Origin of the sequence: Methylobacter sp. sgz302048 (assembly GCF_052162025.1) — a bacterium.
Taxonomy (GTDB): domain Bacteria; phylum Pseudomonadota; class Gammaproteobacteria; order Methylococcales; family Methylomonadaceae; genus Methylobacter.
In genome coordinates, this window is record NZ_CP197401.1 from 1,447,426 (window position 1) to 1,467,782 (window position 20,357).

20 protein-coding genes are annotated in these 20,357 nt (G+C 47.9%); 7 read left to right on the forward strand and 13 right to left on the reverse strand.

Going from position 1 to position 20,357, the window contains the following annotated elements; all coding sequences use genetic code 11:
- The first annotated feature begins 29 nt into the window (after positions 1–29).
- The 4 genes from ACTNE6_RS06875 (at position 30) to ACTNE6_RS06890 (ending at position 4,211) form a co-directional block, all read left to right on the forward strand.
- The gene (locus tag ACTNE6_RS06875; RefSeq protein ID WP_442499103.1) at positions 30–1,349 is read left to right on the forward strand and encodes a sulfite oxidase; all 1,320 of its coding nucleotides are present in this window, start codon (positions 30–32) and stop codon (positions 1,347–1,349) included.
- 11 nt (positions 1,350–1,360) lie between these two features.
- On the forward strand, positions 1,361–1,720 hold the full coding sequence (locus tag ACTNE6_RS06880) for a hypothetical protein (protein ID WP_442499104.1): 360 nt from the start codon (positions 1,361–1,363) through the stop codon (positions 1,718–1,720).
- 626 nt (positions 1,721–2,346) lie between these two features.
- Positions 2,347–2,955, forward strand: coding sequence for a C39 family peptidase (locus tag ACTNE6_RS06885; RefSeq protein ID WP_331820231.1), 609 nt, complete (start codon positions 2,347–2,349; stop codon positions 2,953–2,955).
- 11 nt (positions 2,956–2,966) lie between these two features.
- Positions 2,967–4,211 (forward strand): hypothetical protein, encoded by a 1,245-nt coding sequence (locus ACTNE6_RS06890; RefSeq protein ID WP_442499105.1) that lies wholly within the window; start codon positions 2,967–2,969, stop codon positions 4,209–4,211.
- 181 nt (positions 4,212–4,392) lie between these two features.
- Here ACTNE6_RS06890 and ACTNE6_RS06895 read toward each other — a convergent pair whose 3' ends face one another.
- The 10 genes from ACTNE6_RS06895 to ACTNE6_RS06940 form a co-directional block, all read right to left on the reverse strand.
- Positions 4,393–5,886, reverse strand: a complete 1,494-nt coding sequence (locus ACTNE6_RS06895) for a SpoVR family protein (protein ID WP_442499106.1) — start codon at positions 5,884–5,886, stop codon at positions 4,393–4,395.
- Positions 5,883–7,145 (reverse strand): YeaH/YhbH family protein, encoded by a 1,263-nt coding sequence (locus tag ACTNE6_RS06900; RefSeq protein WP_442499107.1) that lies wholly within the window; start codon positions 7,143–7,145, stop codon positions 5,883–5,885. The genes ACTNE6_RS06895 and ACTNE6_RS06900 overlap by 4 nt, the downstream gene beginning before the upstream one ends.
- Positions 7,146–7,162: 17 nt before the next feature.
- Positions 7,163–9,085, reverse strand: coding sequence for a PrkA family serine protein kinase (locus ACTNE6_RS06905; protein WP_194968901.1), 1,923 nt, complete (start codon positions 9,083–9,085; stop codon positions 7,163–7,165).
- 310 nt (positions 9,086–9,395) lie between these two features.
- Positions 9,396–9,725, reverse strand: a complete 330-nt coding sequence (locus tag ACTNE6_RS06910) for a hypothetical protein (RefSeq protein ID WP_331820240.1) — start codon at positions 9,723–9,725, stop codon at positions 9,396–9,398.
- A 125-nt stretch (positions 9,726–9,850) separates the two neighbouring features.
- On the reverse strand, positions 9,851–12,262 hold the full coding sequence (locus tag ACTNE6_RS06915) for a fatty acid cis/trans isomerase (RefSeq protein WP_442499108.1): 2,412 nt from the start codon (positions 12,260–12,262) through the stop codon (positions 9,851–9,853).
- Between the two features lie 120 nt (positions 12,263–12,382).
- The gene (locus ACTNE6_RS06920) at positions 12,383–12,982 is read right to left on the reverse strand and encodes an MBL fold metallo-hydrolase (protein WP_194968898.1); all 600 of its coding nucleotides are present in this window, start codon (positions 12,980–12,982) and stop codon (positions 12,383–12,385) included.
- 70 nt (positions 12,983–13,052) lie between these two features.
- Complete coding sequence (locus ACTNE6_RS06925; RefSeq protein WP_434485008.1) at positions 13,053–13,451, reverse strand: 4a-hydroxytetrahydrobiopterin dehydratase; 399 nt, start codon at positions 13,449–13,451, stop codon at positions 13,053–13,055.
- A 63-nt stretch (positions 13,452–13,514) separates the two neighbouring features.
- Positions 13,515–13,715 (reverse strand): DUF1289 domain-containing protein, encoded by a 201-nt coding sequence (locus ACTNE6_RS06930; protein WP_194968896.1) that lies wholly within the window; start codon positions 13,713–13,715, stop codon positions 13,515–13,517.
- Positions 13,712–14,323 (reverse strand): CDP-alcohol phosphatidyltransferase family protein, encoded by a 612-nt coding sequence (locus ACTNE6_RS06935; protein ID WP_442499109.1) that lies wholly within the window; start codon positions 14,321–14,323, stop codon positions 13,712–13,714. Before ACTNE6_RS06935 ends, ACTNE6_RS06930 begins: the two co-directional genes overlap by 4 nt.
- A 2-nt stretch (positions 14,324–14,325) precedes the next feature.
- On the reverse strand, positions 14,326–15,078 hold the full coding sequence (locus tag ACTNE6_RS06940; RefSeq protein WP_194968894.1) for an endonuclease/exonuclease/phosphatase family protein: 753 nt from the start codon (positions 15,076–15,078) through the stop codon (positions 14,326–14,328).
- Between the two features lie 190 nt (positions 15,079–15,268).
- Here ACTNE6_RS06940 and ACTNE6_RS06945 point away from each other — a divergent pair, with 190 nt between their 5' ends.
- Positions 15,269–16,648 carry an NfeD family protein gene (locus ACTNE6_RS06945; protein ID WP_442499110.1) on the forward strand — a complete coding sequence of 460 codons (1,380 nt, stop codon included), beginning with the start codon at positions 15,269–15,271 and terminating at the stop codon, positions 16,646–16,648.
- On the forward strand, positions 16,648–17,391 hold the full coding sequence (locus ACTNE6_RS06950) for a slipin family protein (RefSeq protein ID WP_442499111.1): 744 nt from the start codon (positions 16,648–16,650) through the stop codon (positions 17,389–17,391). The genes ACTNE6_RS06945 and ACTNE6_RS06950 overlap by 1 nt, the downstream gene beginning before the upstream one ends.
- 52 nt (positions 17,392–17,443) lie before the next feature.
- Here ACTNE6_RS06950 and ACTNE6_RS06955 read toward each other — a convergent pair whose 3' ends face one another.
- The gene (locus ACTNE6_RS06955) at positions 17,444–17,707 is read right to left on the reverse strand and encodes a DUF2024 family protein (protein ID WP_194968891.1); all 264 of its coding nucleotides are present in this window, start codon (positions 17,705–17,707) and stop codon (positions 17,444–17,446) included.
- Between the two features lie 269 nt (positions 17,708–17,976).
- Here ACTNE6_RS06955 and ACTNE6_RS06960 point away from each other — a divergent pair, with 269 nt between their 5' ends.
- Complete coding sequence (locus tag ACTNE6_RS06960) at positions 17,977–18,537, forward strand: MarR family winged helix-turn-helix transcriptional regulator (RefSeq protein WP_442499112.1); 561 nt, start codon at positions 17,977–17,979, stop codon at positions 18,535–18,537.
- Between the two features lie 374 nt (positions 18,538–18,911).
- On the opposite strand, the gene asd is transcribed toward ACTNE6_RS06960, so the two are convergent.
- Complete coding sequence (gene asd, locus ACTNE6_RS06965) at positions 18,912–19,772, reverse strand: archaetidylserine decarboxylase (protein ID WP_442499113.1); 861 nt, start codon at positions 19,770–19,772, stop codon at positions 18,912–18,914.
- 116 nt (positions 19,773–19,888) lie between these two features.
- The gene (gene queF / locus ACTNE6_RS06970; protein WP_194968888.1) at positions 19,889–20,278 is read right to left on the reverse strand and encodes a preQ(1) synthase; all 390 of its coding nucleotides are present in this window, start codon (positions 20,276–20,278) and stop codon (positions 19,889–19,891) included.
- Positions 20,279–20,357 lie beyond the last annotated feature (79 nt).

The window sequence follows — 20,357 nt, forward strand, 5'->3', positions numbered from 1 at the left end:
CTTCGTTTAGCAGACTGGAAGGATCAGTCATGAAAAATCATAACGTCTCGAAAGGTATTCATGAACTGTATAAAGAAAATCCTGAAAAAGCTGATCAATTAATTTGGGGAAGGGAAGTCCATCCCATTACCCGAAGAGGGTTCTTGAAGAAAAGCGGATTGTGGGCTATGAGTGCGGCATTGGGCGCCAATATCCCTTTTGCCGATTATATGCCAAGCGGGCTGATACCGGCTGCTTTCGCCGATACCGATGAGCCTTTCCGCATTGCCGGCAAACATCCCGGCCTGATCGTGATAAACGACAGGCCTGTCAATGCGGAAACGCCGGCTCATCTGTTGGATGATTTAATTACGCCGGCCGATAAGTTATTCATCCGCAATAACGGCATCCCGCCTGAAAACATTGATCCAGCCGCCTGGATGCTGCGCATCGAAGGCGAATCCGTCAAATCTCACGCCCAGTTCAGCCTTGAAGATTTGAAACGTAAATTCAAGCATTACATCTATCAATTAACGATCGAATGTGCCGGCAATGGCAGAAGCGAGTTTAATCCGCCGGTCCCTGAAGGTCAGTGGACAGTCGGTGCTGTCGGTTGCCCTGAATGGACCGGCGTGCGTCTTCGGGATGTGCTTGAATCGGTAGGCATCAAGGATGATGCGGTTTATATAGGCTATTACGGGCGCGATACCCACATCAGCGGCAAATCCGGCCTTGAACCGATATCGAGAGGCGTGCCGATGAGCAAGGCGCTGGAAGATGAAACGCTGATCGCCTGGGCCATGAATAGCGCAGATATGCCCGTTATGAACGGGCATCCGCTGAGGCTGGTTTGCGGAGGCTGGTCGGGTTCCACGTCCGGAAAATGGCTCAGTAAAATCGTCGTGCGTAATAAAGTCCATGATGGCGCGAAAATGACCGGGTTGTCTTATAAACTGCCATGCCATCCCGTCGAGCCGGGGGCGAAGGTTATGGAAAAGGATATGTGCATTATCGAATCCATGCCGGTCAAATCGCTGATCACGTATCCAAAAACAGGCGCCATGATCAAGGCCGGCCAGAAACTGCCTTTGCGAGGCCATGCCTGGGCCGGAGACTTGAGCGTATCGGCGGTAGATACTTCGATTGATTTCGGCATGACCTGGCAGCGCAGCAGTCTGCAAGCGCCTAAAAACCGGTTGGCCTGGCAGCATTGGCGGACGGAACTGAATTTTCCCGGGCCGGGTTATTATGAGGTCTGGGTCAGGGCGACAGATAGTGCGGGACAAATGCAGCCCATGGTTGTACCGGGCTGGAACCCGAAAGGCTATCTGAATAATGCCTGCCATCGCATTGCTGTTAAAGTGATTTAGGCAAGTGAGGCATGAGATTATTCATTAGGGCTAAAATTTGCTTCCTGCTGTTATGTTTTGTGCCGCAGTTGATGGCGCAACAGAACATAGATGCTGAAACAGGCTTGATCATCGATCAGGGATTTGAAACGGTAAAAACAGAATGTACTGTTTGCCATTCGGCAAAACTGATCATTCAAAATAGAGCGACCCGCCAGGGTTGGCTGGAAACGATCCGCTGGATGCAAAATACCCAAGGATTACGTCAACTGCCTGCGGAAACAGAACGGGAAATACTGACTTATCTGGCAACAAATTATCCCCCCGAACAACAAGGCCGCCGTGCCAATCCGGTTGTCGAGGAATGGTATTGGCTAAACAGGGATCAATAGTTCTCTGGTTTAGTTACATAACTGACGTTACGCACGAATCGATCTCTGTGCTGTTTTGCTGCGATGCCGTGTAGGTACGAATTCACTTGTGCCCTTTGTGGGTATTCTAACTGCCTAGGCCGGTATACGGGCGTTTGTCCCGGCTCGAATTCACTCGGTCCTACAATGGAGTAACATCAGTTATAAAGAAAGAAAATATTGATTAATGTCATGTAACTTATCGTTTCCGTTCTTGATGTGGGAGCCATGAATTAGGTAGGTAGGTATTTACACCTTATAATAGGATTTAAAGTATTGCAAACCATTTTTCCAGGTAAATTCGAGCTTGAATTACCTATAATGGATGAGCCAATTGACTGCGTAATATTGGGTATAGAAAACAATTTCTCCTAACTCTATCCGAAAGCTAAAATGGAAATAACTCAACCAGATATGGAAATGCTTTTTATATAATTATAAAAAAAGCGCTTATTATTCAATTTTTCCCAAGATTATTCCTGTTTCGATCTTTAATATTTATGCTGAAGCGTTTTGATTCAAATCTCATTTCCCTTAAAAAAAATAGTATCTCTGGTATAAGCCAGCGCATTAAAAAATTAATCACATTGTCATATATGGATTGTTTAATGGCTAAAAAACTGGGATTGTTGGTGTGTCTGATAGGAAGCTTTTCAGGCGCTTCTGAAGCCCGCTCTGTGAAGTCGCTTATAGAAATGCGGCACGAAAATGTTGTTATACAACAATGGGACCTAAGCTGTGGGGCTGCAGCTTTAACAACGTTATTAAATTATCAGCATGGCGATTTTGTAACGGAAAAAGAGGTTGCAAAAGAGCTTATGAACAGAGATGAATACATCAAGAATCCAATATTGGTCAATATTCGACAAGGTTTCTCGTTGCTGGACCTTAAGCGTTATGCGGATGGTCATGGTTATAAAGGGGTCGGTTATGGTAAACTCACGCTCGATGACCTCATTAAAAAGGCTCCAATCATTGTTCCGATAAATGTCATGGGTTATAACCATTTTGTTATCTTTCGTGGGATACAGGACAACCGCGTGCTGCTAGCCGATCCTGCATGGGGAAACCGGACAATGCTTGTTGATATGTTTGAAAAGATGAGAATCGATTTTCCTAAAATAGGCAAGGTCGGTTTTGTAGTTACTAGGCTTGATGGAGCTGAGCCGCCCAATCGCTTGCAGCCTCAGCCACACGAGTTTGTTATGACAAGATAATTAGGTAAATAATGGACCCTAAAAATAATAATAATCGAATGAAAGCATCGGAACGCTCCATTCAACAACCCTGGAGAATTTCACCAGGGCTTATCTTGATGATCGGCACAGGGATGCTGGTATCGAGTTGGGGGTATGCGGCAGATAAAACATCGGACTCTAGCCTGCAGGATCAACTTATACAAAAAATCGCTGAACGGGATCAAGTAATCGCTGATCTTCAGCGCAGAGTACAACTTTTGGAACAGCGCGCCGCAGCCCCTGAGGCCAATCGGCCTGCTGTCGCCAGCAGTCCTGCCGCCACACTGGCAAAGTCGCCTGCAAATCAGGCGCAAGTTCAAAAAGCACCGGTCAAGACGCAACAAGCCAGTGCGGCACCCGGTAGTTTTGAAATTGATGAAGATGCAGCTCAACGTGCATTGGAACGAACATTGGTTCAAACCGGCGCTTTGCTGTTACCCTTTGGTCAGGCGGAAATTCAACCATTTGCTACCTATACACGAAGAGAAGATGATACGCCTCTTTTAATTAGGTCTCCTATAGGGCCTGTAACAGCAAATCAACGTATCCGCCGGGATGAAATCGATGCGGGTGCAAATATCTTGGTTGGCTTGCCTTTTGAATCTCAGCTTGAGGTGCGTGTTCCTGGCCGGTTTATTAATGAAGATGCGACTTTCTCAGCCCCGGGATTATTCCCTAGCAATATGAAAGAGAGCGCTTCAACTTTCGGTGATGTCAGTGTCGGCCTAGCCAAAACTTTAATGCATGAAACGGATTGGCTTCCGGATGTGATAGGTCGAATTACGTGGGATTCGGCGACTGGCAGTATTGAAGACAATAATATTCTTACGGGAATCGGATTTAATGATTTCATCGGATCACTGACATTCCTAAAACGCCAAGATCCATTGGCGTTCACCGGAAGAGTAGCTTACAAAACATCTTTAAAGGCAGAAGGCATAGAACCGGGCGATCAAGTTGAATTTGCTGTCAACGCAATTTTGGCAGCCAGTCCGCAAACATCTTTAAATATCGGTTTGCAGCAGGCATTTCTTCAGGAAACCAAGCTTAACAATATTAAAATACCAGGCAGCGATGGCGTTGTAAGCGCCTTTACTGCAGGCGCTTCATCAACCATTGGCCGCAACCTGTTTTTCTCTATATTGGGCGGTGTTGGGTTGACAGAGGAATCACCCGACTATTTTCTCAACGTAACTATTCCGATCAGGTTTGATGTACCTAGATCAAAAATTTAGAGTGTAAGTTTTCCATAAAAATCACAAGGGCTTTCAGGCCGCGGCAGTACGCGCCAAAGCCCTTTCTAAACACATCCTGATGATCGATCGAGTCATTGCGGCAACAAAGCGTTTAAAAATACATGTAGAGCCAGTGGTTATTGCATTGGCTGGCCAAAGTTGATGCGGGATGGAGCTAAAACTAAAGATTGCATTCAAAGGTGGCAAGTACCGAACCATCCTCAGCAAGTGTTTCAAGCCGGGCATCGAATCCCCAGAGCCTGGCGACATGCTTTAGCACTTCATTTGCGCTTTGGGCCAGCGGCATACGGTGGTATTGAGTATGACGTAAAGTCAGCGAACGATCGCCCTTACGATCGACATGATAGACCTGGATGTTGGGTTCGTTACTGCCCAGGTTGTATTGTTCCGACAATGCCTGGCGAATATATTGATAACCTTGTTCATCATGAATGGAAGTCACCTCGATTTCTCTTTCCCTATAGTCATCCATAATAGAGAACAGTTTAAGGTCGCGAATAACCTTGGGCGATAGATACTGGCTGATAAAGCTCTCATCTTTGAAATTCTGCATGGCGAAATGCAGCGTTTTATTCCAGTCGCTGCCGGCCATTTCCGGAAACCAGTGTTTGTCTTCAGGCGTCGGGTTCTCACAAATTCTGCGGATATCGCTCATCATGGCAAAACCCAACGCGTAAGGATTAATGCCCGAGTAGTACTTGCTGTCGAAGGGCGGCTGATAAACCACATTGGTATGCGATTGCAAAAATTCAATCATGAAACCATCCGTTACCAACCCTTCATCATAAAGCTGATTCAGAATCGTATAATGCCAAAAAGTGGCCCAGCCTTCATTCATCACCTGAGTCTGTCGCTGGGGATAAAAATACTGGGAAATTTTGCGTACGATGCGAATGATTTCACGCTGCCAGGGTTCCAGGAACGGTGCATTTTTCTCGATGAAGTAAAGGATATTTTCCTGGGGCTCTTCGGGGAACCGTACTTCTTCAGCGTCTTGGCGCGGCATTTCCCTGGCGGGTATGGTGCGCCATAATTCGTTAATTTGAGATTGCAGGTAGGCTTCGCGCTCTCTCTGACGGGCCTGTTCTTCCTGCAAGGATAATCTGGATGGGCGTTTGTATCGGTCTACGCCGAAGTTTTTCAATGCATGGCAAGAATCCAGGATGGCCTCGACTTGTTCTTCACCATAGCGTTCCTCACAGGCCGCAATATAGTTTTTGGCAAATAGCAGGTAGTCGATAATGGAATCCGCACTGGTCCAGGTCTTGAACAAATAGTTCTTTTTGAAAAAGGAATTGTGCCCATACGCCGCGTGCGCGATAACCAATGCCTGCATGGTCATGCTGTTTTCTTCCATGAGATAAGCAATGCACGGATTGGAATTAATCACGATTTCATAAGCCAGCCCCATCTGGCCTCTTTTATAACGCTTCTCGTTTTTGACGAATTCCTTGCCGAACGACCAGTGACTGTATCCGATGGGCATGCCGACCGAGGCATACGCATCCATCATTTGTTCGGCGGTAATGATTTCGAGTTGAATAGGATAGGTGTCCAAGCCGAAGTTATTGGCGATTCGGGCTATTTCCGCGTGATATTTTTCTATCAGCTCAAATGTCCATTCCGATGTTTCTGATAGTGGCTTTCTGTTCATGCGCTTTGCTTTTCAAAAAGTTTACGGAATACGGGATAAATATCGGCTACCCCGGCAATACGTTGCATGGCAAAGTTGCTCCATTGACTTTTCAGAGTCAGGTATTCATGCCAGAGGTTCTGATGCCTGTCTTCGGTGATCTCGATATAAGCGTAATACTGCATATAAGGCATGATCTGCTCGGACAGTATTTTTGTGCAGTCTTTTGAATCATTGTCCCAGTTATCCCCATCCGAGGCTTGTGCCGCATAAATATTCCATTCGGAGGTCGGGAAACGCTCCTGAATGATCTTGCTCATCAGATTGAGTGCGCTGGATACTACTGTGCCGCCGGTTTCCCTGGAATAAAAGAAGGTTTCTTCATCCACTTCGCTGGCTTCAGTGTGATGCGAAATAAAGACAACCTGGATTTTTTCATAAGTGCGGGTCAGAAATAGATACAGCAGCATGAAGAATCGTTTTGCCATGTCCTTTTCCTCAGGCCCCATGGAGCCCGAGACATCCATAACGCAGAACATAACCGCTTGCGTGGACGGTTTGGGCCTGTCTATGCGGTTGTCATAGCGCAAGTCAAAAGTGTCGATAAAGGGAATCTGCTCGACTTTTTTCTTGAGCCGCTTGATCTCTTCGCGCAGTGCAATAACCACCGCATCGGTTTCGCTGTGGCGTTTGAGCAAATCCTCAAGTTTAGCTTCGGCTTCTGCGATACTGTTCAGATGCGGCGCGCGCAAAGCGATGCGCCGGCCCAGTGCGCCGCGCAATGAACGGATGACATTGATATTGGTCGGATTTCCTTCGCTGGTATGGCCAGCCCGCACTTTTTTGGTTTCCTGGATGGTTGCCAGTTTGGTCTTGACCAGATTGGGCAGTTCAAGATCCTCAAAGAAGAATTGCATGAATTCTTCACGGGTCAGCTCAAAGACGAAATCATCCAGGCCTTCACCGGTATTAGAAGCTTGACTGCCTCCTTGTCCGGTTCCGCCTTCGGGGCGCTCAATTTTGTCGCCTTTGCGGAATTCCTTATTGCCTGGATGGATGATTTCCCGATAACCGCCCTGGCCGTGGTGGAAGAAAGGTTCGGAGGTGTCTCGCGCAGGGATAGAAACCTTCTCACCCTTATCCAGATCGGTCACGCTACGCTCGGTTACAGCGTCGGCAACCGCTTTTTTAATCTGGGTGCGAAAACGGCGAATAAATTTCTGCCGGTTAACGGCACTCTTATTCTTTCCGTTCAGGCGTCTATCTACAATTCGAGTCACAAATTTCTCCTCAAGCGTTAAGACGATTTACGTACTCTTAAATACCATTCGCTGAGCAATCGCACCTGTTTCTCTGTATAACCTTTTTCAACCATACGATCAATAAACTCTTCATGTTTTTTCTGATCTTCAGGCGATGCCTTGGCATTGAAGGAAATTACCGGCAGCAGATCTTCAGTGGTCGAGAACATTTTCTTTTCAATCACTGTACGCAACTTCTCGTAGCTGGTCCAGGCCGGGTTTTTGCCTCCATGTTTGGCACGCGCCCGCAGGACAAAGTTCACAATTTCATTGCGGAAATCTTTGGGATTACTGATGCCGGCAGGTTTCTCGATTTTTTCCAACTCGTCATTCAAGGCGCTTCGATCGAACATCTCGCCGGTATCGGGATCGCGGTAGTTGGTATCCTGTATCCAGTAGTCGGCATAGGTTACATACCGGTCGAAGATGTTTTGCCCGTATTCCGAATACGACTGCAGATAGGCGGTTTGAATTTCCTTGCCGATAAACTCTATATATTTCTGCGTTAGGTAGCCTTTAAGATAGGATAGATACCTTTCTTCAGTATCCGCCGGAAATTGTTCACGCTCGATCTGTTGTTCGATGACATACAAGAGATGAACCGGGTTGGCCGCGACTTCGGTATTATCGAAGTTGAACACCTTGGACAAGATCTTGAACGCAAAACGCGTGGACAGGCCAGTCATGCCCTCATCGACGCCGGCATAATCGCGGTACTCCTGATAGGACTTGGCATGGGGATCGGTATCTTTCAGATTCTCGCCGTTGTAGACCCGCATCTTGGAGAAGATGTTGGAGTTTTCAGGCTCTTTCAGCCGGGACAACACCGCAAACTGCGCCATCATTTGCAACGTGCCGGGCGCGCACGGCGCATTATGCAGTGAACTGTTCTCCAGCAGTTTTTCGTAGATTTTTATTTCTTCCGAGACGCGCAGGCAATAAGGCACTTTGACTATGTAAATACGATCGAGGAAAGCCTCATTATTTTTGTTGTTTCGGAACGCCAGCCATTCCGATTCATTCGAGTGCGCGAGAATAATGCCCTGGAACGGTATCGCCGGAAAACCTTCCGTACCTTTGTAGTTGCCTTCCTGCGTTGCTGTCAGCAGCGGATGCAGAACCTTGATGGGTGCCTTGAACATTTCGACAAACTCAAGCAAGCCCTGGTTGGCCCGGCACAAACCGCCGGAATAGCTGTAGGCATCGGGATCGTCCTGTGAATATTTTTCCAATTTGCGAATGTCGACTTTGCCCACCAGTGACGAAATATCCTGGTTGTTTTCATCGCCTGGTTCTGTTTTGGTAACGGCAATTTGCCTCAGGATGGAAGGGCGGATGCGAACAACTCTGAATTGGCGGATATCGCCATTAAATTCATACAGGCGTTTGGTCGCCCAGGGGGACATGATCGTGTTGAGATAGCGCCTGGGTATACCGTAATCTTTTTCAAGAATATCGCCATCTTCATCAATATTGAACAGCCCTAACGGCGATTCGAACACAGGCGAGCCTTTAATCGCGTAAAAAGGCGTTTTTTCCATTAACAATTTAAGCCGTTCGGCCAGTGAGGATTTACCGCCGCCGACCGGGCCGAGCAGATAAAGAATCTGTTTCTTTTCTTCCAGGCCCTGTGCCGCATGCCTGAAAAACGAGACGATTTGCTCGATGACGTCTTCCATGCCATAAAACTCGCGGAATGCGGGATAAATCCTGATGACTTTATTGGAAAAAATTCGGCTGAGCCGGGGATCATTATGCGTATCGAGCAGTTCCGGCTCGCCGATAGCCGCCAGCATGCGTTCTGCAGGGCTGGCATAAGTCAGCGGATCTTTTTTACAGAGTTCCAGATATTCCGGAAGCGTTAATTCCTCTTCCTTCAATTCTTCAAACTTTGAGGTATAGCGTTCAAATATGCTCATTACAACCCCCACATGGTTAGTTCTGTTTTATCAATACGACATCAATATAGACCATGTGTTCACGCATTATCTCCATCGGCACTATTAATTAAAGCTGAACGGGCAGTGCTATGGTTCAACTTGTGTCATGAAAAATGCTGCAAATTCATGGTAGCGGTTATCTAATACAAGAAACAAATCGTTAAAATTCAATTTTTACAATAGTTTGTTTACATTTAAAACTAAAAAAAGTCCAGTCATTAAATAGACAGCCGATTTAGCGGAATAGCTTAAGTTTTTTTGATGAAAGGACTTTTCTTCAATAATGCGGCTATTTTTTGTCATCCGGGTGTTCGTCGTCATCCAGATATAAGGCTTTAATCAGCTCTCTTTCCTCCGGAGCAAGTGCGAGCCACGGGTGTTCCTTTTCATACTGGCTTCGATCGGGGAATTCCTGCTGTCTGCGATCCTCTACGCGCCGATCCTCGTTGCTACGCCTTTCTCCTTTTCGGCGATCAGTCTTTGGCCATGCCAGATGATTTTTCTTTATGTTTTCTACCCATTCCGGCGAACCGAATTCATGAGGGCAGGTGCGTCTATCCGCTTTGCGTCGTTCTTCCATTGAGCGCCGTTCGCCCCTGCGCGTGTCAATTATTTTCATTTCCTATTGCCTTATACTGAACAATTTTTTCATCAAGGACAGGCTGATACTTTAGAAAGTTCAACTTATCCGGCCACATCTAGCGCCAGGAATTAAGAGAAGATCAGCTTGTCGGTTCTTTAAGATTACAAGTTTTCATAACGGTTCATATCAAATAGCCCGGCTGCCCCAGGCTGTTCTTTCAAGTATTTTTGATTGAACCAGTCATAATATAGCCATATTTCCGGATTATTGCGGCGAATGCCATAACGATTGTAAAAAAATTCTTTTTCGGCTTCAGTTCGGGTATGTTTCAGGTGCTCAATAAATTCCGGGAGCTGCCGTATTGGCACGCTCAAAAATATATTTGGGTAGCTGCCAAGAAATCCTGGCACAACGGTCAGTGTATCCTGTTCAGGCTCTCGTCTCAGGCTTTCTGCAAAGATAAACGAGACGTTCGATAGTTTTTGATTTCGGATCAGTGTGTAGACGAGATCCTTGTCAGGGTCGGCCGTTTTTATTCGCAGAAATGACACTTCAGGCAAGGCTTCGATTTGGTATCCTTTTAAATCGGCCAATTGGCGCATCATGGCATCTGCCTGCTGCTGATCGGGAGAACTGTTCGCTCTCATGCACGATTTTTTCGGGCAACGATTGATCAAATCAGGTTCTCCGCCCGCAGGCCCCAAACGTTGCTGGACTCTTTCAAAAAATTCCTTTTTATAGTCGCTGGTCTGATAGCTGATGGCCGTTTCCTTGTCGATGCCATACAAGGGCTTGTCGAAAAAGCCGAACAGCTTGGCATCGACGCCTTGATACCAGGAATCGCGCATCGCTTTTCGATGCTGCGCCGGAATGAACCGGAGAAAATTATTTTCAGCTTCCATGCGCAATGAATCCATGTACAAGCGCGTAGTTACTTGATGTCCAGCCGTGCCGTAGACATTAAAGCCGGCGACGAGCAAGTAATGGATGCGTTCGAATAAAGGATAATCGACGACCCAAGCCGTCAGCGGCGTCTTGCCCACCAGTCCTTTTACCACCGTGGCATTGTCAAAATGCCGAAAGACCGTTAACAACGCATTGTCATTATGGCCGTCGCCATCCCATATCAGATTGAAATCGACATCGTGATGCCTTAGCAGGGCTTTATGAATGAAAATTTCTTTTTTATCGACATATTGCTGTTGCAGTCTGTTAACGTCAAGCCATGAAATTAAACCGATCTTTTCGCCTTCGGAAGCGGGCATGCGCAAGTAGTGATTGTTTTCAGCCAGGAATTCGGTGCTTTCCTGCATAAAGTCATTTTGAGGCTTGATGAAGGCTACCCAGAACTGATCGCGGATAACGTTAACCGCAGCCTGGCCCCGGCAGACAGGCCCTTTAATGAAACCTGAAAAGAAATATTGCGCATCGTCGAGCAGGAACTGATAGCGTGAAATGGCCGGCAACTGGCTGAAGGTGTTGAACGGGTTGGCGGCCGACTGCGGGTCATAGCCGGGCAGCTGAGTGACCGTGTACTCAGGCTTGAGAAACAGTTCCTGCAAGCGCTGCATTTTGCTGTCGCTTAATTCATAAACAAAATGGTTTTTATCGACGATGGTGGAGATAACAGGGCGTAGCCGATAATAAAACCGGTCGGTGCCGGGGGCGTCGAACGGTCGAATACTTTTCAACTCTTCGACAGCTTGCCCCGGAGGCGTTTTGGAGCGGACCAGCTTATAAAATTCGTTGGCCGGATGGTCTTTGAAATGCAGATCGCCGATATACAGATGTTCATAAATATAGCGCGCGACCAATTGCTGCTTCAGTGATGGAGCGTTAAGGAACTGTTCCCATTTTTCAATTTCAGCGGTTGCGGCAGGCGACAACGAAGGGTGAATATCGGCTTTAGCCCCATCTCTGAGCCAGCTTAACAGCGTATCTTCCTGATCTTGAGTAAGCGGCGGCAAACCGTAGGGCATGCCCCAAAGCGGATGGTCGTGCTGGTAGTCTTCAAATTCGTCAAGAGTAGGGCATTGCAAGGAACGCTCCAGCTCAAGTTCTATGGATTTCGGCAATTTGCCGTTCGATGGCAAGGGATTATCGCGCTTTAACTGTATCAGCCGTGCGATCAGCGAGTTGTTCAGGTTGTCCTCAGGTGACGAAAATTGTTCGTTCAAAACCGGAAAGAAGCCTTTCAACCTCCAGCCGGCGGTTGTGGCTTCATCGATGTACAGCCTGGACGGCTCCTGCGCAATTAGTCTCTCATGATCATAGACGGTCTTTTTGCTGGCGCCTCGGTCTATACCTTCAAAAGAGCTTAATTTCAGCTGGCAAGGGGAGTCATAACAGGAATGGCAGGCGACACAACGCGAATCCAGGATGGGCTTGACATCGTTAGAGTAGGAAACCTGGCGAAATGGCCGGTTAAGATCGACAGGCCGAAGCGCTTGCGGTTTGATAGCGGCCGGATTGTTCGTGCTTGCAAAATTTATCGTGTTATAAGCAAAGACGAGGCAGCTTGCGAGGATAAAAAATAAAAGACTGTATAGCTTTGAGCCAACGATTCTAATCATTATTAAGTCACTGAATTCCGTTATCAGGGCTATTTTTATAAAGTTTAAGTTGGGTTCCACGCGGGAACGCTTGTTATGGCTGGCTGTATCAGTCTGCCGGAAAGGCCAGGCGTGATATAACTAGAGCGATCTCGCCAGGCGATGCAGCGCTTCACCGCCATGATTAAACAACGGCCAGCCGTCGCCGGTCAATACGGCTTTGATACCTGGCAGATCAGCCAAACGTTTGACCGATTGAATAGCTTCGTTCACATCCATCAGCTTGTTTTCCGGCAACATGCATAATTCACCGCCGATGTGGCAACGAATTAAATCGCCTGTTATCAACGTGCTATGCTCCAGGACCAAGGCAAGCTCTCCCGGTGTTTTGGAGCCCTCGAGCTCAAAAGCTACCAGACCGGGAACGACTTCTTCATTATCGTAAAGCCAGCGGTGGCAAGAAAGCGGGAAAGTGTCCTCTTCGGCGGCAGGGCCACAAAGCAGGGCGCCTGTTTCACTGGCAATATGTTCGGCATCACGGCAATGGTCGCTATTGGTGATGACTATGAGGCTGACGCCGCCAAGTCTTTGCAGATGGCTGTGATCATGTTCGGACAAGGGCAAGGGGTCGATTAATACATTGCCGCCGTTGCGCACCCATAGCACACTGTGGAAATCCAGATTTTTTTCCGGATCAAATACAGACCAGCCAAACAAATCTTTTCGATGCAACTGTTTCATGATGGCGCTCTCATTGATCTCTAAGATTCCGGTTGTTGATGGGGGCTTATCTGTCCGGTGAGGGCAATGTTCACCAGAAGTTAATACCCAGGCCTTCCCGGTATTTGTTAAGTGCGTTGCCCTCATTTGCAGATTGGGTAAGCGTATCAGTTTTGGCGGCCATAATAAAATCATTAAGATGCAGGCCTTTGATTTTGCGGGTGCACCAGCAGACTGTTACTTGTCCCCACTCCGTTATAATCGTGGGATGGTGGCCTTCCTGCTCGGCCAAGGCGCCGACTTTATTGGTAAAGGATAGGGCTTCTTTAAAGTCGCTGAATCGGAATGTCCGGGACAGATGCCGGACGCCATCCGTCTGAATTAATATCCAATCCTTCAGTTGCGGCATAAGCTCATCGATCTCTTCTTGAGATAATAAGGGCGCACCGGTTCGGCAAGCTTCACATTTTTTTTTCGCCAATTCATTCATTGGAAGTCCTCTTTTTATTGATGCCACCAATAATGACAAGATGCCGTTATATTTGGTTGCGAATTATCGGAAATGATTGCTGTGTTTGTGCAATTGCCGGCGCGTCTCCGCTTTTTTAAAAAATTGATGCCGGGTTTCCTCATCTACTTTCGTCCAACTGACGATTTCATCGAGCGAACGAAAACAACCGAGACAAATATCAGCTTTATTCAGGCAACATTGCCGGATACATGGCGACGGGATGCTTTCTGGCGCGGAATTCATTTACTGTGCCGGTTAGTGTTCTGTGAGGGTTGAGCCAAATGTTTTAAAACGCTCCAGAGAGACGATATGTTTGAGCGTTTTTCGGTAAGTATCAGCGTAATGGCAATTTCTTCAGCGGCGGCAAGCGTGCAAAAAATGGCGGCAAGCCTGAATGGCCAGGCCGGACCTCCCAAAAATAACACATACAACGTCAATGCCATTGCCGCCGCCGCTAATTTGACCGTCCATGTATGGTAACTGGTAAAGGAACCGAATTTGATCATGCCTACGATCGATGGCAGCAGGTAGCTGCCGATAATCAGAAGCACATAAATCAGCTCACGGCTGACCACGTCGGGCCACAGCCACCATGCGCTGATTGCGATGACTAAATAAATGATGACATCGGCCCAGCTGTCGAGCGTGGCGCCGAACTGGGTTACTTGCCCGGTCAGGCGTGCGGCGATGCCGTCCAGTGCATCGGAAAGAAAGGATACGGCCAATAAAATCAGAAACGGGTTCTTGTAGTCATGCCAAGCCAGCCACAATAGCGCCGGCGCGGCCGCGAACCGAAAGCAGGTCAGCAGATTGGGCAGAGTCAATAATTCCGGATTGATCTTCAGATTCATAGTCATAACTGAAAGGTGGCAGAGAGCGGGGCATGATCCGACAGCATGCGCCAGGGCAACTGCCCCAGCCGACTACAGGAGACCGGCTCAAGCCCCCGGTAATAAATTCTATCCATTGGTAAAAAAGGCATCCAGGCCGGGAAAGTTCGGGCATGGCGCCCATGTAGAGTCTGGAACACCTCTTTTAATTCCAGATGATCGTGGAAATGCCGCTCGATCAGCCCCATCCAGTCATTAAAGTCACCAGCTATGACTAACGGCGCATCATGCGGTATATGGCTGTCTATGCGGTTGCATAAAGTTTCGACCTGACGCCGGCGTTCAGTGCCTATAAGGCCGAAATGAATGCAGACAATATGTACGGTTTTATTGGCTGCGGGAACTCGAATTACGCCGTGCAAAAGGCTGCGGCTGGCCCAGGGATAGGGCGAAACATTCACATTCTCCCAGAATTCCAGATCATATTTGCTGAGAATGGCATTGCCGTGATGGCCTTCGCTGTAGATTGCGTTTTTGCCATAGGCATAATACGGCCAGCCGCCGTGGGCTAAAAATTCTGATTGTGAGGCGTCAGGCCAGTCCAATATCTTTTTCTTGTGCAGGCTGTGAGCGCCTTGTGTTTCCTGCAGGAACAGCAAATCCGCGCCTGCGTCAATCAGCGCGTCGCGTATCTGATGCAGAACAAAACGTCGATTGCCGATATTGAAGCCTTTGTGGATGTTATAAGTCATCACACGCAATTGGTTTTTGGTCATACAAACTTAAAAATTAAATACAATATCTGAACATTTACCCTGATTAAAACCAAAAATCAAGCCGGTATTGATGGGAGTCGGTTATATTCGAACTAACGCTGCTTTTATTGTCCAAGGCATTAATACTGAGGGGCTCGCGCAAAAAAATATTGAATTGATGTTATATGGCGTCTAAAGGCAGAGAAAACCAATGATTATGATGAGACAGGCTTTTTTTGTTTTCCTGGTGGTTTTAGCTTTCACGGTACAAGCCGAAGCAGATGACGACAGGCGGCAAAATAAAGCGGAAACTGTCATTCAGCTTGATATTAATGGCGCGATAGGGCCTGCCATCAGCGACTATATCGGTAGGCATCTCGATAAAGCCGCCGAAGAAGGCGCGGCTTGTGTAATATTTCGCATGGATACGCCCGGCGGGCTGGATACCTCCATGCGCGATATCATCAAGAAAATCATAGCTTCACCGGTCCCAGTCGTGACTTATGTAGCGCCTGGCGGCGCCCGCGCCGCCAGCGCCGGCACTTATATTCTCTATGCCAGCCATGTTGCGGCCATGGCGCCGGGCACCAACCTGGGTGCGGCCACGCCAGTGCAAATGCCGGGCTTGGGTGGTTCTGAGGATGAAAAGAAGGATAAGGATGCCAAGGGCGCTAAAAAAGAAGCGCCGGCCATATCGGATCCTATGACTGCCAAGGCCGTCAATGATGCCGTTGCCTATATACGGGGGCTGGCTCAGATGCGCGGCAGAAATGCCGATTGGGCCGAACAGGCAGTGCGCACGGCGGCAAGCATCCCGGCTGAAGAAGCATTGGCTGAACGGGTTATAGATTTGGTTGCAGCCGATCAGGCTGATTTATTAAAGCAATTGCATGGCCGCAAAATCAATGTGCTGGGTCAGGAGCGGATATTGCTGACCGACGGGGCTGTGATAAAGAAAATAGGATTGGACTGGCGCGGCGAACTGCTGTCCGTTATTACTAATCCCAATATTGCCTATCTGCTGATGCTGATCGGCATTTACGGATTGATCTTCGAATTTTCCATTCCCGGTTCCGTTGTGCCGGGCACTATCGGCGGCATCTGTTTATTGCTCGCATTGTTCGCCTTTCAGTTATTGCCGATCAATTATGCCGGCGTGGCGCTAATCCTCCTGGGCATTGCTTTGATGGCGGCGGAAGCCTTCATGCCCGGCGTCGGCATTCTTGGCTTCGGAGGCCTGCTGGCTTTTGTTGTGGGTTCGGTGATTCTTATCGATACCGATCAGCCGGGATTCGGCATTAATCCGGCTATTATTGGCGCCGTTGCCCTGAGCAGCGCCGCGTTTTTTATTCTGGCCTTAGGGCTATTGTTCAAATCCAGGCAGGCGCCCGTTGTAAGCGGCAAGGAACAGCTAATAGGTGCGGCAGGCGTGGCGTTGGAGGACTTTACCGACCTTGGCATGATTCGTATTCATGGTGAAACCTGGCGTGCCCGCAGCGGCAGTCCGGTCAGTAAGAAACAGAGAGTGACAGTAACAGGTCTGGACGGCCTGACTTTATTGATTAGCCCGGTTAAAGAGGAGGCCGAGTAATGTTTGCATACTTCTGGTATATATTCATCAGCATTCTTTTAGCTATTTTAATCAGCGCTTTTAGAGTCCTGCGGGAATATGAGCGCGGCGTCATTTTCTTTCTCGGACGTTTTTATGGCGTTAAAGGTCCCGGATTGATTATCGTGATCCCATTGATTCAACAGATGGAACGCGTTGATTTACGTACCATTGTCATGGACGTGCCTTCCCAGGATGTGATCTCTCTGGACAACGTCTCCGTAAAAGTCAATGCCGTAGTCTATTTCAGGGTAATCGAGCCGGATAAAGCCATTATCCAGGTTGAGAATTTTCTTGAAGCGACTAGCCAGTTGGCCCAGACGACACTGCGCTCCGTACTGGGCCAGCACGAACTGGATGAAATGCTGGCGCAACGCGACCGCCTGAACATGGATATACAAACCATTTTGGATCAGCAGACCGATGCCTGGGGCATTAAAGTCGCCAATGTGGAAATCAAGCATGTCGACCTTGATGAAAGCATGATCCGGGCGATAGCCAAACAGGCCGAAGCCGAGCGTACCCGCCGGGCGAAAATCATTCATGCGGAAGGTGAAATGCAGGCATCGGAAAAACTGATGGCCGCGGCGAATATATTAGCTCAGCAACCACAAGCCATGCAGCTTAGATATTTGCAAACCCTGACTGAAATTGCCGGAGATAAATCATCGACGATTGTCTTTCCGTTGCCGATTGATATAGTGAATAATCTTATGAAACAGTAGAGTCAGAACTGACTTTATGCTTTCAACAGCTTAAAAACCCTGCCAGATATTTTTATCTTGGGCAGCCTTCCAGCTTATAAATTGCATAGCCTTGCGTGTCGATTTGCTGTCTTAAGTCGCCAGGGGCTTCCGCGCTGTGGCAAAAACAACAATTCTCCTGCGTGACGATCGCGTCTTCGTGGCCTATGCTTTGCAGCCATTCTTTGGCATAATTCAGCGCTTTTTCCTGGTCTTTCTCATCAAGAACCACATCAAAGTGCATAATCCTGCCTTTGGCTGTTTTTGCATAAGTGTCGAATACATGAGAGATAGGCATAACTTAAGTCCTGTAAAAAACCGGCGGCATAGCCGCCGGAACAATAACTACTAAATAGGATATTATGATTTTCCTGATGAATTGAAACTCCCGAAAGCCAGTATTCATGCTGCCTGGCGGCACACAACCAATGACTTTTATATCGGATGGCAAAGACTCTGGGAGATATTCTACTCAAATTTATTATGGTATCGATTCGATACGGGAGCAAGAATATGTTAAGATATCTTCCGTTGTCAACTTAATTAACGAATGTTTATATAGGTTCTATGGAAAAAGTTGATGTATTTGAGCTGATCGAACGGATGGCCGCGCTGATCCGTTCGGAAGAACGTAAAAAATGTACGGAATTAGGCCTTCAGCCGGTGCATTTGCAGGTGCTGGACTATTTATCGCGCTGCAACCGCTACAGCGATACGCCGGCCGCCGTCACCAGTTATCTGGGCATGACCCGGGGGACAGTTTCGCAAACACTGCTGTTACTGGAAAAAAAGGGCTTTATAAAAAAGACGCCAGACGCTGATGACCGGCGCATGGTGCATCTTGGCCTTCTGCCTGATGGCGAAGCTATCCTGAAACAAGCCCGGCCTTCGGAATTATTCAACCAAGCTTCATCAATTTTGAGAGAGATTGATTTCAGTAATCATGAGGAGGTTTTTGTTAAAGCACTTTCGGCGCTGCAAAAAGCCAACAAATCGCAGTCCTTTGGTCTGTGCAAGACCTGTAAATATTTTACGGAAACTCCGGGAGGTTATAGGTGCGATTTAACCAAAGGACCGCTAAGCCAAAGCGATAGTGAAAAAATCTGCCAGGAGCATACTGTTTTATAAGCTGTGAGGGAGTTGAGTGCTGTAGCCCCGCCATGTTCTGTTAGTGCAGGATGTTGGGGAGCTTGAATTTTTGATAGGGCTGCTCCTGCTAAGCTAATTTTTACTGTTTAATGGTCTGTATTAGCAAGCCTTGTAAGGATTAAGCCGAACTATAGTATAGTCTAAATATTTCATCATGAAATACACGGAATACGTGAAGATTTTGAAATTCAAATACTTGTAAATATTGCCTGATGAGCTTCAAGGCGTTATAAGGAGATGATGGTAAACCCGTGATTTTCTTCGGGGGCTTTATGATTTCGGTGAAGTATTCGGATTAATGATGGGCACTTATTTTTCGGTGCCCACCATTAAACTATTCCGCTGACTGATGATTAAACCAAAGCCCTGCCAATCTGCTCGCCCAGTCTAACTGTTTTGCCGGCTTTGAATTCAGACTCCCACTGAATTTTATCCTTGCCGAACAAAACAATAATTGTGGAGCCCATATTGAAACGGCCCATTTCTTCGCCGATTTTCAAAGTCAGAGCATCTTCATTGTATTGCCAACTGCGCACGGAGGTTATGGTGGGCGGCGATACGACGCCGTGCCAGACAGTTTCAATGCTGGAGACAAAAATCGCCCCAACCAGCACCAGCGCCATCGGACCCACCTCGGTGTCGAAGATAGCCGCGACGCGCTCGTTTCTGGCGAACAGGCCCGGTACGGAATTGGTCGTGGCGGCATTGACGCTGAACAGACGGCCCGGAATGTGCACCATTTCTTTTAGCGTGCCGGTCAATGGCATGTGCAGGCGGTGATAGTCTTTCGGCGACAGATAAATCGTCGTGAAGGAGCCGTTGTTAAACGGCTCGGCGCGCTCCGGGCTGCCGCCCAGCAGAACCGTGGCGGTAAAGCTTTTGCCCTTGGCCTGAAAGATATCGCCGTCGGTAATCGCGCCCGCCTGGCTGACGGCGCCGTCGGCAGGGCAGGCAATGGCGTTTCTGTCGGCGCAGAAAGTCCGGACGCCCGGCTTGAGCTCGCGTGTAAAGAAATGGTTAAAGCTTTTGAAGGTATTGATGTCCTGCTCCAGTGCTTCATCCATGTTGACGCCGTAATGTCTGATGATCTGTTTGATGAACAGGTTTTTCCAGATCCGGTTCTCAGAATGCGTCAGTACGCTCATCATCTGGGATAAGGTATGATGAGGCAGAGCGTATTGCGGTAATGTCGTCAGGGCTTCTTTTATGTTCATGAAGGTAGTGTCAGATATTTTGCGGCTTATTGCGCTTTGTCAGTCATTTCCGGAGCGATATTGCCGACGCATCATAAAGCGACGGCAATATCGCTAGTGTAATCAGATTCTTCCGATTAAGGCAGATGGACCAGTTCCGGCGCGCGCCAGTCTCTGTTTCTATGCTCTACGACGACGGTCGTATAAATGCCGCCCCGGACGTTGAATTCGGCGCGGATGCGCATGAAATTGGGCGATATGGCTCTGACGATGTCATTCAGGATTTCGTTGGTGACGGCTTCATGAAAAGCGCCTTGTTCGCGGAAAGACCACATATATAACTTCAGCGATTTCAATTCCACGCATAGCGCCGCCGGTACATATTCGATCGTGATCTTGGCGAAATCCGGCTGGCCGGTCTTAGGGCACAGGCAGGTGAATTCTGGAATGTCGATGCGTATCGTATAATCGCGGTCCCGTTGCGGGTTATCGAAAGTTTCTAGGTCTTTGCTGGGTCGTGTTGTCATCGTTGCTTGGTAGATAAAAGTAAATAAAAAAGTCGAAACTCAGCTGAATATCGTGAATAATAAGCGGTTATTTTAATTC